Below are 15,079 nucleotides of genomic sequence, written 5' to 3'. Positions count from 1 at the left end.
ACGTAATCGCCTGAAGGGTAAGCCTGCATCATTACATTAAAAAAGGGGGTGTTTCCCCCTTATTTAAGATAGTATAAACTTCCGGGAAGCGCATCCTGATATCGCGAGAAAAGCATCCCCTAAACGCGGTCTGTCTTCATGGAGAGTACGTCGATCGACGTTTCTCTTATACACACCTGTATTTTGTATCTTGATCAACTCTTCCGTCATTTGCACGCGAATGTTCCCACGTCACTAAAGCAGCGGATGCTCATGCTTCGCTTTCAAAATCAACCAACGCCGCTCCACTTCTTGTTCAAATTCGCTAAGCATTTCTTTATTTTCTTCCTTGAGCAGATGTCTTGATTTGCCCATATATTTCAGCCATTCGCCGAGCGGTACCCGTTTGTTCTTCGCCTCCGGATCGTACGTAATGTTCGTCTGTCCCTGTTCCACTTCATACAGCGGGAAAAAGCATGAATTCACGGCCGCGCGAACGATGTTTTCCCCTTCTTTGTCGTCGGACTTCCAGTTTAGCGGGCATGTGATCAGCAGCTTGCCGTAGACGGTACCTACATTCTGGGCGTACCACTGCGCTTTTGCCGCCTTTCTCACAAGGTCCTGCGGGAATGCCTCCGTCCCCGTAAATACGTACGGAATATGCGCCGCGGCCATCATTTGCACCGTATCTTTGTGATGGAACGTTTTGCCCTGCTGTTGTTTGCCGACGCCGGACGTACTGGTCATGTGGCCTAAAGGCGTAGAATACGAAAGCTGTGCACCAGTATTCATGTAGCCTTCATTATCGTATTCCAGAATGATCAGGTTATGGCCACGCAACGCCGTCCCGATGGCCGAACCCATCCCAATGTCCATGCCGCCGTCGCCGGTCACCATGACAAAAGTAAAGTCCTCGGGAACTTCGATTTCCCCCCGGCGTTTCTTCTCAAGGAACGCCTCTACCGTGCCGGATAACGTCGCCGGTCCGTTCTGGAACAAATTATGAATGAAGCTCTGCTTATGCGAGTTATACGGATAACCCGTTGTGGTGATATAAGCGCAGCCGGTATGGAATAACGTGACGACATTGCCTTCGATCCCTTTGAAAAAAAGCTCCAGCGCCGGGAAAATACCGCAGCCCGGGCAGGCTCCGTGACCAGAAGCAAACCGTTTCGGTTTGGCGGCAAGCGACCGCATCGGCGGCGCCTTAACGGACAGCTTGTTCGTCGCCTCATCCACCTTTACAGTGATCAGGCCGGATTTAAAGCTGTCGCCGTTCATCGGCGCAATGACCGACTGCAGCTTTTGCGCCTCATCTCCCGGCGTTTGGCCGTAATAATCAAACGGTACCTTGGCATACCCCAGCTCCATGGCCTCTAGCGTCAAGGCAAAAAAGGCTTCCGCGTCATCCGCGTAATAATCTTTCCCGCCAAGGCCGAATATGCGGGACAGCACAATGGGCTGCGGACCACGGATTTCCTGTAGGGCCGCTTTGACCTCATGCGTCAGGTTGCCCCCTTGTGCGCCGTAAGAATCGGCGCGTTCGCCAACCAGCAGCGCTTTGACGCCCGTCAGCGCCTCGCGGATTTCCCTTGCCGGGAACGGCCGGAGAATATTCGGGCTGATCACGCCCGCCTTGATCCCTTTCGCCCGCAGCCGGTCCACGACGTCTTTGGAGGATTCGGCCGCCGAATTGAGCAGGAACAAAGCCACCTCCGCGTCTTCCATACGGTACAAATCAAGCGGCGAATAGGATCTTCCGGACAAAGCCGCGTATTCCTCCGCCACTTCCTTGAATACCTCGCCCGCACGGTACATGGCGTTCGACTGCTGGAAGTGGTTGTTCATCAAGTCGTCGCCGTTCATATAAGCCCCAACGACGATCGGTTTGTTCTCGTCCAGCACATGCGGGAATTCCGGCGGCTGTTCCCCTACAAACCCGCGGACGGTTTCCCGCTTCGTAAATATTTGCACACGGCGTTTCTGGTGCGACGTGAAAAATCCGTCATAAGCCACGATGACCGGCAGGCGTACGTCTGCATGTTCGGCGATGCGCAGCGCCATGATATTCAGGTCATAGACCGCCTGCGGCGAACGGGCGGTCAGAATCACCCAGCCCGTGTTCAGGCCGTAATAAAGATCCGAATGGTCGCCGCGGATATCCAGCGGGCCGCTGACCGCCCGCGTCACCAGGTTCATGACCATCGGAAAGCGGGTACCCGCCTGCACAGGCAGCTGTTCGATCATATACAGGAAACCGTTCGCGCTGGTGGCGTTGAATACCCGAGCTCCGGCTGCGGCCGCGCCGTAGCAGATCCCCGCCGATCCGTGTTCGCCGTCGGCCGGAATCAGCTTGATGTCGTGTTCGCCGCGCGTACGCATCATGTCAAGATATTGGGCGATTTCCGTAGACGGTGTGATCGGAAAATACCCCATAATGTGATAGTTGATCTGGGCCGCCGCCATGGCGGCCATTTCGTTGCCCGATTCGAAGACCGCCGTTTGAGCGGCCGGCATCTTTTGCTTTGTTGCTTCTTGGATTTGCATGTTCATGATCTGACTCCCTCCGCAGTTAAATAGGGGAAGACCTGCGGCACACGGTGCTGCTCCGCATAATGCGGCTCTTCCAACATGGCGGCCAAAGCGGTGGTCGGGCAAGCTTCCACACATTTCAGGCAGCCTTTGCAATACTGGTAATCGATGCCTTTCATAAACATCTGCAGGTTGCCGCGTTTATCCGGTTTCTGCTCCCATACGATGCAGAAATCCGGGCATACCGTATCGCAGGCGGCACAGTGAATGCAGTCCTCGACCTTATATTCCGGCAAATATCCCTGCCGGGAGCCGCTAAGATTCTTCAGTATGCTGTTTGCCGTAACGTTCAGAATTCCGCCCGGCTCCTGCGTTTCAAATCCGAGAACCGGCTGCGGTCTTGCGAAAGCCGCCGGGTCTATAATCTCTGAGCCATCTCCTAAGGAAAGGAACCGGACTTCGTTATATCCTCTGTCAAAGGTCCGCAAATTCGCTTCCACGAGGTGGGGCAGCTTTTTTTCAAACGTTGTGCGGATAACCTGCCGCATATCGTCCGGGTCAAGGAAGCTGCAGATCCGGAACAAGGCGCCCAGCATCGCTGTATTGACTTTCGTCTTTTCCTCAACGGCAATATTCAGCGCATCGATCACGGCCAGCGTTCCCTGCGTCATGCTCAGATCCGCGGCCACTTCGGAAAGGTCCCGCGCCGTATTCACAAGCACGGTTCCATCAGGCTGTAATCCGCTTATGACATCTATCGTTTTATACAATGCTTCATGAAATACGCCGATGACATGCGGCTGCTCAATGGGACTGTGATCGCGGATTTCCACCTCGGGATCGCAGAACCTTACGAAACTCTTTACCGGCGACCCTTTTTTCTCCGAGCCATAGCTGGAAAAATTCGAACCGTTAAGTCCGGAGCCGGTCACCCCGGCTTCAGCCAGCATTTTTCCGGCCAGATTGGCGCCAAGCCCGCCGATGGATTCGAGACGGATCTCGAAAAATCCCAGTTCATTCTTGCGAGGTAAAATCGACATGTTCTCTCCCCATTTCTTCTATATAAGTTGGACCAATGATTATGAACGGAAGGTGGCAATCATTTTATATAGGTCAATAAACTCAGTTTAAAAGAAGAAACGAACCAACTTTGTGATTTAACACACAAACTTAAAAAATAAGGTGATTCCAATCACCATTCCAGTTATAGCAGCGAAGTATACTTTTTTTGACAGTCCAATGACAACGCGGAATTATGCTGACCTTAGGCGACAAAGAACTCATGAAACCGGAGGAGAAATAATGAATAACAACGTGACAGAGCAGGCCTTAAATCATCAGCCGTCCATGTTCTGCTTTCAATGCCAGGAAGCATCCAAAGGAACAGGCTGCACCCTTGTCGGCGTATGCGGCAAACCGCATGATGTGGCGAACCTGCAGGATTTGTTGATTTATCTGCTGAAAGGTATCTCTTTTCTTAGTCTGGATGTCCGGCTGCCGGAAGCGCTTGAACAGCGCGTATCGCTCTTTATCATGGACTCCTTGTTTGCAACCATTACGAACGCTAACTTTGACCGCGAGGTTTTTGTGGGGAGAATCCGGGAAGCGATTGCGCTCCGCGGCGAGGTGCGCGCCTATTTCAACGAACAATATCCGGAAGGAACAGCCAATCTCCCTGATGCTGCCGTCTGGGAAGCAGATCATGAAACCCTATTTGATGAAAAAGCACGTACAGTTGGTGTCCTCTCGACCCAGAGCGAAGACATCCGCTCGCTGCGCGAATTGATTACTTACGGCTTGAAGGGAATGGCTGCTTATACGTACCACGCGCTTCATCTGGAGAGAGATGATATCGAATTAAACCGATTCATGCGCCGTGCGCTTGCGGCTACGCTTGACGACAGCCTTGAGGTGCAGGATCTGGTAGCTTTGACGATGGAAACCGGCAAATACGGCGTCAACGCCATGGCGATGCTTGACGAAGCGAACACTTCCGTTTACGGAAATCCGGAAATTACGAAGGTCAATATCGGGGTTAGAAACCGGCCCGGCATTCTCATCAGCGGCCACGACCTGAAGGATTTGGAAGAGCTGCTGAAGCAGACGGAAGGAACCGGCGTGGACGTGTACACGCACAGTGAAATGCTGCCTGCCCACTATTATCCGGCATTCAAGAAATATGAGCATTTTGTAGGCAATTACGGGAATGCCTGGTGGAAGCAGAACAGCGAATTTGCATCCTTTAACGGGCCGATTCTGATGACGACCAACTGTATCATTCCGCCGAAGGACAGCTATAAGGACCGCATTTATACGACGGGCAACACCGGCTTTCCGGGCGTACGCCATATTCCGGAAGGAATGAACGGTGCTCCCAAGGACTTCTCCGCCCTGATCGAGCAAGCGAAAGGGTGCCCGGCCCCAACGGAGCTTGAAACCGGCGAGATCATCGGCGGCTTCGCCCATGCCGCTGTGATGAACGTGGCCGATCAAATCGTCGATGCCGTGAAATCCGGCGCGATCCGCCGTTTCTTCGTCATGGCCGGCTGCGACGGACGGATGAAATCCCGCGGTTATTACACCGATTTTGCGGCTCAACTTCCGAAGGATACGGTCATCCTGACCGCAGGCTGTGCCAAATACAAATACAATAAGCTGGACTTAGGCGAAATCGGCGGCATTCCGCGGGTTCTGGACGCCGGGCAATGCAATGATTCCTACTCCCTGGTCGTCATAGCATTGAAGCTGAAGGAAGTATTCGGCCTTGAGGATATCAACGAACTGCCGATTTCCTACAACATTGCCTGGTACGAGCAAAAAGCGGTGATCGTGCTGCTTGCCCTGCTTTATCTTGGCGTCAAAAATATCCATCTGGGCCCTACGCTTCCTGCATTCCTGTCGCCTAACGTGGCCAAAGTCCTCGTAGATAACTTCGGGATCGGCGGCATTACCAATGTGGAAGATGACATGAAAATGTTCCTTGGTGCCTGATAAACGAATGAAGGTGTCCAAAAGGTGAACTGCACCCCGTCAAGTAGCGAGCGAAATTGATGCAAAAGTGCATCTATTTACGACACAACGGCTTGATTTGGATAAAAAGCTTGCGAAAGTGCAGGCTTTCTCTTTTTTCTGAGCGCAATTAGGTCATTCATGGTCAAAAGGATGCACTTTCGCAACAATTCTGCCTCCCACACCACAAAACGCCTGAAAAGGATGCACAATCGCAACAATCCCAACAATCTCAAAATCGCAACAATCGCAACATAGCACTTCGGCTTCAACACTCGAGGATAGCGAGTTGTTCTGAAGATATAAGAAAGTATAAACTTTGGAAATCTCAAATCCTTATATCGCAAGAAAATTACCGCTACACGCGGTCTGTCTTCTATGAGAGTACGTCGATGATGTTTTTCTTACGCACTATATTTTTTATTAAGCATGAAAAAGCTCCCGTTACAGCAGTAGTTTTATTGATTGCACCTGTCTGTTTGCGCTCGATTCGCCCTTGCTTGTTGAATGTTTCTGCATCTAAACATACAAAAGAAGACACACAGGAGCATACTGTTGTCTTCTTCTCATTTGGGCTTAATTTCGATGAAGCTTATATCAATTTAACTGTCTCCACCCTCATCCATAGCCCTCGAAAATTCGTCCAAAAGCGCACGTACTTCATCTGTAGACGCTGTGCTCATCAATTGATTTCTTAGTTCGCTTGCCCCTCTGAACCCTTTGACATAAATCTTGAAAAAGCGATGAAGAGCTTTGAATGGACGGGTCTCTAATTCTTGGGAATACTGATCATGGAGATCAAGCTGCAATCTTAAAAGATCAAGGTATTCGGTGCTGCTATGTTCCCTCGGCTCTTTTTCAAAGGCAAATGGATTTTTAAAAATACCACGCCCGATCATGATCCCATCCACACCATATTGTTCAGCCAGCTTCAAGCCCGTTTGACGATCAGGAATATCTCCATTAATCGTGAGCAGCGTCTGTGGCGCCACACGATCCCGAAGTTCCTTAATTTCAGGAATCAGTTCCCAATGCGCATCGACTTGGCTCATTTCCTCTCTTGTACGCAAATGGATCGAAAGATTAGCGATATCCTGCTTCAAGATATGCGTCAACCAGTCCTGCCATTCATCCACCCTCGTGAAACCAAGTCTGGTCTTCACACTGACAGGCAGTCCTCCTGCCTTTGCCGCTTGTATGATTTCAGCTGCAACCTCTGGGCGGAGAATTAAGCCGCTCCCCTTCCCATTGGATGCCACATTATGAACAGGACAACCCATATTGATGTCGATCCCTTTAAATCCTAGCTTCGCCATACCGATACTCATCTTTTGAAAATACTCCGGCTTATCGCCCCATATATGTGCAACCATGGGTTGTTCATCCTCGGTAAATAGCAAACGGCCGCGCACACTATGATTTCCTTCCGGGTGACAATAGCTCTCGGTATTCGCAAACTCTGTAAAAAACACATCCGGTCTTCCCGCTTTACTCACGACATGACGAAAAACAACGTGCGTCACATCTTCCATTGGTGCAAGTACGAAAAAAGGCCGGGGTAAATCAAGCCAAAAATTATGGTTCACTTCAAACTCAAATCCTCTCGTTAGAATACAGCATCAAACTTTGACCCAAAATATAACGCAATTTCGACTTTTTATCCACTTATATCATGCCTAATAACTTAATGATTAAACAATAGTACACTTGGACATCCAACCAAGCAAGTGCTTCAAAAAATAAAAAAGGCACTATTTTTAATAGCACCTTTTTAATCCAGGAAGCGCCGATGATGAACAGGCCTCCTCTACTGAAGGCAAAAGGCAGAACCATGTCCCGCTACAGCTTTCGGCTATAAACGGGACAAGGTTGACCGCCTATTTCAATGATTTCCCGTCTACAAAGACCTTTTCAATATGACTGGAATCCAATAATACGTGAATATCTTTGGACGGATCTCCGTCAACGACAAGCAGGTCTGCTTTCTTCCCTGGGGCAAGCACTCCCACATCCTCCATTGCCATCGCTTCGGCGGAGAAACGGGTAGCGGCCATAATGGCTTCCATCGGGCTCATCCCGATTTCATCCACCATCAAGGCGAGCTCCAGCCCGTTTTTGCCATGCTCGACAGGCTTGCAGCCCATCAAATCGCTTCCCGCCGCGATTTTAACTCCTGCTTTATACGCTTTGACGATATTTTCTTTATGAATATCATGATATGCTTGTGCTTTTTTGAGTCCAAATGGCGGTATGCCATAATGCTGCCCTTCGGTGACGATCAAATGGGTGATGGCAAGCGTAGGCACGAGAATCGCATCCTGCTTCAGCATCAGTTCAATCGCTTCATCGTCAAGCAAAATACCGTGTTCAATGGTCTTTACCCCGGCCTTAAGCGCGTTTTTGATGCCTATGGTGCTTTGCGCATGCGAAGCGACATAGGAACCGAAAGCTTGGGCTTCATATACGATAGCCTCGATTTCTTCTACCGTGAACTGAGGCGAACGCGGATCATCTTTCTCCGATAATACGCCTCCGGATGAGCAAATTTTAATAAAATCGGCGCCTTCCCGGAACATTTCGCGGGCTGCTTTACGGCATTCCGCAACGCCGTCGCACAGTCTTCCATAGGAATTGAAGGATTGGGGCAGCATATGCAAATCTCCATGCCCGCCCGTTTGGCTTAACATTTTATAAGAAGTTTTTAACCGCGGCCCGTCATACTCGCCTTCGGCAATCAGGCTGCGGACATGAACCGCAACATGGCTGCCGCAATCGCGGACGCTGGTAAAACCGGCGTCGATCAGCTTTTTCATATCATTTAGCGCCCGGCCAACCAATACTTCCGGCGGAGTGAGCGAGACCATGACCGGATTAGCCGCTTTTCCGCCGATAATGTGAACATGAGCGTCAATCAAACCCGGCATAACCACTTTGCCCTTTACATCAATCACTTCCGCATCGGCAGGAATCTCCAATTCGGAGGCCGTACCTACGGCAATGATATGCTCGTCCCGCACCTGTACCACCGAATCTTCAATGATGCTGCCGAGACCGTCGATCAATCGTCCGCCTTTAAGCACGAAATTTGACATAAGAACCTCTCCTCTTTCATTTAAATATCTATTTGCTGTACGTTATGTTATCCAACGCCTTGTCGGAATTCATACAACTTGTTTATTATTATAGTTATGACAGCCACCCCCGCTACCATTAGATTTTTTGGCTTCGTTGCTTATTCGACAAAGACGGAAAAAATGTAGGATTACGTGGAGATCTTCTACAAGGAGGAGAAAAGCGTTGGAAAATAATATCAAAATGGATCGCCGGATAAAACGTACGCGACATTTTATAAAAGAGGCTCTGATTTCACTCATTCCGGAAAAGGGATTTGATGCAATCACGATCCAGGATATTACCGTTCGCGCCGATATTAATCGATCTACGTTTTATTTTCACTACCGGGATAAACATGACTTATTGGAGCAAAGCATCAATGAAATGCTCGCCGAGGCTGTGAACGCCCTGCAAGGAGAGCAAAAGCCTCCTTCTCCAGCAACTCCCGACTACACTCCCATTCCCACCTTCGTTCGGATGTTCGAACATATCGGCAGCAACCGGGAATTCTATCAAGTGATGCTGAAAGGCGTACCGGGATTCGGATGGCGCGTGCTTGAATTAATCAAAACGCAGTGTTATGAAGGAATTTCTGCATTGCAGCCGAATATGGAGCAGTTCCTGGTATCGAAGGATTTTTTCATTACGTATGCGGCCGGCGCGCATCTGGCTGTCATCGTCTCCTGGTTGGATAATGATCTGCCTTACACTCCGAAGTACATGGCCGAACAGCTCGCGCATATTATGGGACGAGGTCTCTACAACGCAGCGGGTGTGCAGCTTGGACAGCAGGAACGATCATCGGGTGGCACATAAAGAGTACTCCGCGGAATAAGGGAGAGCTGAAGTATAAGCGGAGACATATGGAGCGGAATGAGCACATAAACGGTGAAATGAGCACATAAACGGCTGTAAGATCATAAGCAATGAGCGTACTATCCAATTAAAAGAAAAATAGACCGCCCTCTGACAGAGGATTGCGGTCTGTTGGCATGTTCGGTCCGTTTCGACTAGACTTCTCTTTTATCTTCTGGATAATAAATGATTCTTATATAATCGGCATCTTTACTATCCATATCTCCCAAATACATTCTTTCATGCTCCGGAATAAGTTCGTACAGTTCTTTAAGCCTCTCCCTTGTATAGTCAGAGGGATATTCAAGATAACTATAGTAGGCTTCCCTGCATTTTTCTAATGATGTTTTCTTTCCATTCAGTTTGGAGTGGATATCCAAAAGTTCCTTATATTTTTCTTCAGGATCGGTACAGTATACGGCTTCTCCAAGCGTAACCTCCGCAAAATCATCAATCATCATTTTTGTGGGTGTCTTAAATTCCGTGAAAAAGGTACCGTTACGAAACATTTCTTGAACCTCTTCTATTTTATAATCCAACTCGTATCCTGAATAATAACATTTCACACACCCGTCTTGGTAAACCACCAAATTGGCTAAGTAGCAGCATCCCTCATGCTTCATGAAGATAGGGAACCCATTCCCTTCAACTGTTTGATAAAATAATTCGCTTTTCACATAAAAATCCTTTGCTTCCGGCGAATAAGATATTCTCCGCTGCTCCAATAACTTTTTTTCTTCTTCCGAAACGGTATATATATTATTCAAATTAGGATTAAGGCGCTCAATCGCTTTCTTTATGTACTCATAATAGCTGTTCTTATCATAATTCCACGACCCGGTTATAATTTTGTACGCCCCTAATCCATGGATTGATATATTTTCTCCATCCGGGATGCTTGGCACAAGCCAACCGATTTCAAGTTTTTCTTTTAGGCCATCCAAATCCACTAATTCCCAACAATTCATCATTCCATCTTCATATACATCGAGATTAATGTAGAAATACTGCATGTTATGGATAATGCCCGGAATTTGCGTGCCCTCTACAGTCTTTTGCCTGCTAATTTTATGAATAGCAAACACCACCAATCATCGTCAATTTAGTCCTAACTGTTTGTCCTCGGTTCAATCCAATTCAGCTCGGGAGAATAAATCCCTGATTACGGCGTCATCTTCGCAAGCATCTTTAAACCCGATCGCAAATTTTTGCAAAGCCTCTCTATTGTCTGAATAAGCGCAGAACATATCGGCTTCCGGGTCAAAATGTACGGTATCTTCTAGTTGAGGCATTTTTTCCTCAAGAAAGACCACCGCTAAAGATCCCCAATCGTAACCGTTGCCTTCAAATCCCTCGTCAGCTCTTGTCTGAAAAACCTCATCTTTATAAACACCAACATTCAAAATCAAGGACACATTGCCGCTATCATGCTCTATGAACTGAAACGGTTTGATTCTTTCTTTAAAACTTATGAGCTCATTCGCCGGAGGATCATTCTTCACTGAAGCAATAGCGTTTGGCTGCACTGTCATCGACTTCTCTTGAGGGCTTGTTATGCCAACCTCGTGACGGCTCCATTTTAAAAGCATCACAGCATCTTCATCCTCGGGATCCAGTTTATTCGCCATTTCGAATGCTGTTACTGCGTCCTCATATTGCGATAGATAGTAGTAGGCATACCCTACACGAAAATGCCAAAGAGGGTCATGCTCCCCTTCCGTTTTGATCGTCGAAAGCTGCTGCAATGCTTCATCGTAACGGTCCAAATTGTTTAATGCTCTCGCCAAATGGCTGACTAAATCATAGTCTCTATCCTGTTCGGGAATTTCCGTAATCTTGCCAACTATTTTTTCAAATTCATCATCGTCATGCCAACAGTTTAGCTGTTCCAACAGGTCTTTTTCCATAACACTTCCTCCTTCGTTTCCAAAAGCCTCATAGAGGGTCTTTTTCTATATAAGTTGAACCAATGTTTATGAACGGAAGGAGGGAGCCGGATGTAATGTTCTTTCGATCGCTGTTGCTCCCAGATTTCTATGATTTGAACCTAATCTATGGTGGAAATCCGCTCACAAAGGCGAACGCTCCGCTTCTCCAGAATCATTTCCTCCTCTCGCCTATCCCTTTTCATTTTCTTTAGTTCAACTTATATAGGTTATCTTTTCAGAAAACCTCCTTGGATTTACCAACTGTTCCCGGCAAACATCCCGCTACCCGGGCGTGATTCCGAACAAACACCACGGTACACTGAGCCTTTTAGCGGGCATTGGTCTGGTCACCGGGAAAGAGAGCGGTAGAAGAACGCCAGCGAAGCAAAGAGTTCGGCGACATTCAAAGCAACGTTAACTCAGGATCGATCTCCAGCGCAGCTTAAAAGACAATCCTGCTTTCGATAAACGCCTTTAGCTCGGCGATCGGAATCCGCGTTTGCTCCATCGTGTCGCGGTCGCGCACGGTTACTTGCCCGTCCTGCTCGGACTCGAAGTCGTACGTAATGCAGAATGGCGTGCCGATTTCATCATGACGGCGATACCGTTTGCCGATCGAGCCCGCTTCGTCGTACTCGACGTTGAAATGCTTCGCCAGCTCGGCGAATACGCCGCTTGCCCCTTCGGACAGCTTCTTCGACAGCGGGAATACGGCCGCCTTGAACGGCGCAAGCGCCGGATGCAAATGCAGCACAGTGCGGCTGCCGTCCCCTTCGAGCTGCTGTTCCTCGAACGCGTCGATCAGAAACGCCAGCGTCACCCGGTCCGCGCCGAGCGACGGCTCGATGCAATACGGCACGTACCGCTCGTTCGCCTCTTGATCGATATAATGAAAATCTTCGCCGGAGTGTTCCATATGCTGCTTCAAATCATAGTCGGTACGATCGGCGATTCCCCACAGCTCGCCCCAGCCGAACGGGAACTTGAACTCGATGTCCGTCGTGGCGTTGCTGTAGTGGGACAGCTCATCTTCCGAATGGTCGCGCAGCCGGATGTTCGCTTCCTTCAGGCCCAGCGATTTCAGCCATTCGAAGCAAAACGTGCGCCAATAAGCGAACCATTTCAAATCTTCGCCCGGCTTGCAGAAAAATTCAAGCTCCATCTGCTCGAACTCGCGCGTCCGGAATGTAAAGTTGCCCGGCGTAATTTCGTTACGGAAGCTTTTGCCGATTTGGCCAATGCCAAGCGGCAATTTTTTGCGCATCGTGCGCTGTACGTTTTTGAAATTGACGAAAATGCCTTGCGCCGTTTCCGGACGCAAATAAATTTCGTTCGTGCTCGATTCGGTGACGCCCTGGAACGTCTTGAACATCAGGTTGAACTGGCGGATGTCGGTAAAATCGCGGCTGCCGCAATCCGGACAATCGATGGCGTGCTCGTCGATCAGCTTGCGCATTTGCTCGAACGAAAGGCCCTCGACGATCATCTCGATGCCTTTCTCCGACAATGCGTTCTCGATCAGCTTATCGGCGCGGTGACGCGCCTTGCACTGCTTGCAGTCGATCATCGGATCGTTGAAATTGCCGACGTGTCCGGAAGCGACCCACGCTTGCGGGTTCATCAGGATGGCGGCGTCCAGACCGACGTTGTACGGCGATTCCTGGATAAACTTCTTCCACCATGCCCGCTTGATGTTGTTTTTCAGCTCGACGCCGAGCGGTCCGTAGTCCCATGTGTTCGCAAGGCCCCCGTATATTTCCGAGCCCGGAAAGATGAACCCCCGATGCTTCGCCAGCGCTACGATTTGATCCATGTTGACACTCATTTCTGCTTCTCTCCTTATACCGAACAGATTGTTTTGGCCATGAGCAGCTTAAAAACAAATAGAAAAAGCCCTCTCCCATGACATAGAACTATGCCTAGGGACGAGAGCTTGTATGACGCACCCGCGGTTCCACCCTAGTTGACGCGCCGCCGGAATTTCCGCATATAGGCGTTTTCCGTAACGTTCGATCATGCCGAACGCGCGTCCCCTTTCTTCGACTGCGGCTCCGGATCGCCGTTTCCCCGCTTCTTTCCCCGGGCTTTCACCGTCCCCGGGTCGCTTGTGCGAAAGTGGCGGCGGGTACTCTTTATCCTTCATGGCCGCGCTTATGCTTTGCACAACGTTGTACCCAACTTGCCGAATTGAACCTCTCATGACTAAAGTCACGAGATTCTTGGGAAGAGAGCATACTTGATCGATCGTGGCATACACGACAATCAGCGGTTTCTCTTATTTACCAAGCTATCCCCGTAGTACCTACGGTTCTTTGTGTCTGGTCTATGATAGAGCTTGTATTCTCAATCCTTCTATCAAGATATTTTTGCTCGCATTGATATCACGGTCGTGATGGGTATGACAAATGGGGCAAGTCCATTCCCGAATGTGGAGCGGTTTCTTTCCATCTAGGTGTCCACATTCAGAACAAATCTGGCTTGAGGGAAACCATGGATCTACCTTTACAATTTGACGACCGTACCAGTCGGCTTTGTATTGTAACTTTTCTACAAAACTAGACCAGGATACGTCAGAGATGCTTTTCGCTAATTTACGATTACGTAACATACCTTTTGTGTTTAAGTCCTCTATACAGATCACATCGTGGTTTTTGATGATTTCTGTACTTAACTTATTTAGAAAATCGGTACGTTGATTCATCACTTTTTCGTGGAGTCTAGCGACTTTTCGCTTTTGTTTTTGGTAGTTCTCCGCATGAAAAAGGTCGATTCCCTTCTTTTTAGCCAGGAAGGCACGACGTGACAACTTACGCTGTTCTCGTTTCAGTTTCTTTTCCATCTGGGCAGTGAATCTATGGTTATCTTTCTTCTGACTATCCGATAGAATTGCAAAATCTGTGATACCTAAGTCAATACCAATCGCGGAATTCACTTTCGGTAGTTCATCGATTTCTTCCTCACACAGGATGGAGACGAAGAATTTTCCACTCGCATTTTTACGAAGGGTAGCATTAAGTATACGTCCTTTCGGTTCTCGGCTTTTAGCCAACTTTACGAATCCGAGTTTAGGTAGCTTCACGTAGTTTTCTTTGATTTCAATGCTTTGATTCACGTTCTTCGTAGTATAGCTTTGAACGGGATTCTTTTTACTTTTGAATTGAGGCCTTTTATTTTGTTTTTTGAAAAAACGAGAAAAAGAATCCGCTAAGTTTAAAAGAGAGGATTGGAGTGCGATGCTATCGACTTCTTTCAACCAACAAGTCTCAACGTCCTTCTTCATTTTGGGAAGCATAGCAGAACAAGAAGGGTAAGATAGACCTTTTCCTGTATTTGAATAAGCTGTATTCCACATATTTAGAAAGTGATTGTAGACAAATCTGGAACAACCGATAGTTTTAGCGATTAATATTTGCTGTTCTTGATTTGGATAGATCCGAAACTTATAAGCTTTATGTCGAGGCATGGCATTCACCTCACTTCTTATTTGTTTTAAGCTTAACATACGTCAGTTGATTAACATAGCTAAAGCTATGCCTCAACTGAAGCCGATTCATCTGCATGACTAAAGTCACGAGTATTCTCGGCTAATTGATAAATCAATCGGTCGACGGCTGATCGGTTCTATAGCGTCTGCCCTGTCCGTTAGCTTTTCAGATTATCTC

At 48.4% G+C, this 15,079-nt stretch carries 10 protein-coding genes; 2 read left to right on the top strand and 8 right to left on the bottom strand.

Annotated features, from left to right (window positions below; genetic code table 11):
- Positions 1–234 precede the first annotated feature (234 nt).
- Positions 235–2,532 carry a thiamine pyrophosphate-dependent enzyme gene (locus L6442_RS04715; protein ID WP_212977861.1) on the bottom strand — a complete coding sequence of 766 codons (2,298 nt, stop codon included), beginning with the start codon at positions 2,530–2,532 and terminating at the stop codon, positions 235–237.
- Positions 2,529–3,551, bottom strand: a complete 1,023-nt coding sequence (locus tag L6442_RS04710; protein ID WP_212977862.1) for a 2-oxoacid:acceptor oxidoreductase family protein — start codon at positions 3,549–3,551, stop codon at positions 2,529–2,531. Before L6442_RS04710 ends, L6442_RS04715 begins: the two co-directional genes overlap by 4 nt.
- 262 nt (positions 3,552–3,813) lie before the next feature.
- Between L6442_RS04710 and hcp the strand changes: the two genes are divergently transcribed.
- Positions 3,814–5,502, top strand: coding sequence for a hydroxylamine reductase (gene hcp, locus L6442_RS04705; RefSeq protein ID WP_212977863.1), 1,689 nt, complete (start codon positions 3,814–3,816; stop codon positions 5,500–5,502).
- Positions 5,503–6,122: 620 nt separating this feature from the next.
- Here hcp and L6442_RS04700 read toward each other — a convergent pair.
- Positions 6,123–7,106: a tRNA dihydrouridine synthase gene (locus L6442_RS04700; protein ID WP_212977864.1), complete on the bottom strand. Its 984-nt coding sequence runs from the start codon at positions 7,104–7,106 to the stop codon at positions 6,123–6,125.
- Positions 7,107–7,397: 291 nt separating this feature from the next.
- Positions 7,398–8,612, bottom strand: coding sequence for a metal-dependent hydrolase family protein (locus tag L6442_RS04695; protein WP_212977865.1), 1,215 nt, complete (start codon positions 8,610–8,612; stop codon positions 7,398–7,400).
- Positions 8,613–8,817: 205 nt separating this feature from the next.
- On the opposite strand from L6442_RS04695, the gene L6442_RS04690 reads away from it, so the two are divergent.
- Positions 8,818–9,450, top strand: a complete 633-nt coding sequence (locus L6442_RS04690) for a TetR/AcrR family transcriptional regulator (RefSeq protein WP_212977866.1) — start codon at positions 8,818–8,820, stop codon at positions 9,448–9,450.
- 194 nt (positions 9,451–9,644) lie between these two features.
- On the opposite strand, the gene L6442_RS04685 is transcribed toward L6442_RS04690, so the two are convergent.
- The 4 genes from L6442_RS04685 to tnpB form a co-directional block, all read right to left on the bottom strand.
- Positions 9,645–10,565 (bottom strand): DUF7638 domain-containing protein, encoded by a 921-nt coding sequence (locus L6442_RS04685; RefSeq protein WP_212977882.1) that lies wholly within the window; start codon positions 10,563–10,565, stop codon positions 9,645–9,647.
- 51 nt (positions 10,566–10,616) lie between these two features.
- Positions 10,617–11,396 (bottom strand): Imm51 family immunity protein, encoded by a 780-nt coding sequence (locus L6442_RS04680; protein WP_212977867.1) that lies wholly within the window; start codon positions 11,394–11,396, stop codon positions 10,617–10,619.
- Positions 11,397–11,859: 463 nt separating this feature from the next.
- The gene (locus L6442_RS04675) at positions 11,860–13,242 is read right to left on the bottom strand and encodes a glycine--tRNA ligase (protein WP_212977868.1); all 1,383 of its coding nucleotides are present in this window, start codon (positions 13,240–13,242) and stop codon (positions 11,860–11,862) included.
- A 498-nt stretch (positions 13,243–13,740) separates the two neighbouring features.
- Positions 13,741–14,880, bottom strand: coding sequence for an IS200/IS605 family element RNA-guided endonuclease TnpB (gene tnpB / locus L6442_RS04670; RefSeq protein WP_237100211.1), 1,140 nt, complete (start codon positions 14,878–14,880; stop codon positions 13,741–13,743).
- Between the last annotated feature and the right edge of the window lie 199 nt (positions 14,881–15,079).

The organism is Paenibacillus azoreducens (assembly GCF_021654775.1).
In the GTDB taxonomy this organism is placed as follows: Bacteria; Bacillota; Bacilli; order Paenibacillales; family Paenibacillaceae; genus Paenibacillus_AQ; species Paenibacillus_AQ azoreducens.
The sequence above is the reverse complement of the archived record's forward strand: the minus strand, read 5'-3'. Positions and strand labels throughout refer to the sequence as shown.

What these genes read in the sequence shown, in the direction of transcription:
- L6442_RS04715 (WP_212977861.1), bottom strand. Translation starts at nt 2,532, where the DNA reads ATGAACATGCAAATCCAAGAAGCAACAAAGCAAAAGATGCCGGCCGCT.
- L6442_RS04710 (WP_212977862.1), bottom strand. Translation starts at nt 3,551, where the DNA reads ATGTCGATTTTACCTCGCAAGAATGAACTGGGATTTTTCGAGATCCGT.
- hcp (WP_212977863.1), top strand. Translation starts at nt 3,814, where the DNA reads ATGAATAACAACGTGACAGAGCAGGCCTTAAATCATCAGCCGTCCATG.
- L6442_RS04695 (WP_212977865.1), bottom strand. Translation starts at nt 8,612, where the DNA reads ATGTCAAATTTCGTGCTTAAAGGCGGACGATTGATCGACGGTCTCGGC.
- L6442_RS04680 (WP_212977867.1), bottom strand. Translation starts at nt 11,396, where the DNA reads ATGGAAAAAGACCTGTTGGAACAGCTAAACTGTTGGCATGACGATGAT.
- L6442_RS04675 (WP_212977868.1), bottom strand. Translation starts at nt 13,242, where the DNA reads ATGAGTGTCAACATGGATCAAATCGTAGCGCTGGCGAAGCATCGGGGG.
- tnpB (WP_237100211.1), bottom strand. Translation starts at nt 14,880, where the DNA reads ATGCCTCGACATAAAGCTTATAAGTTTCGGATCTATCCAAATCAAGAA.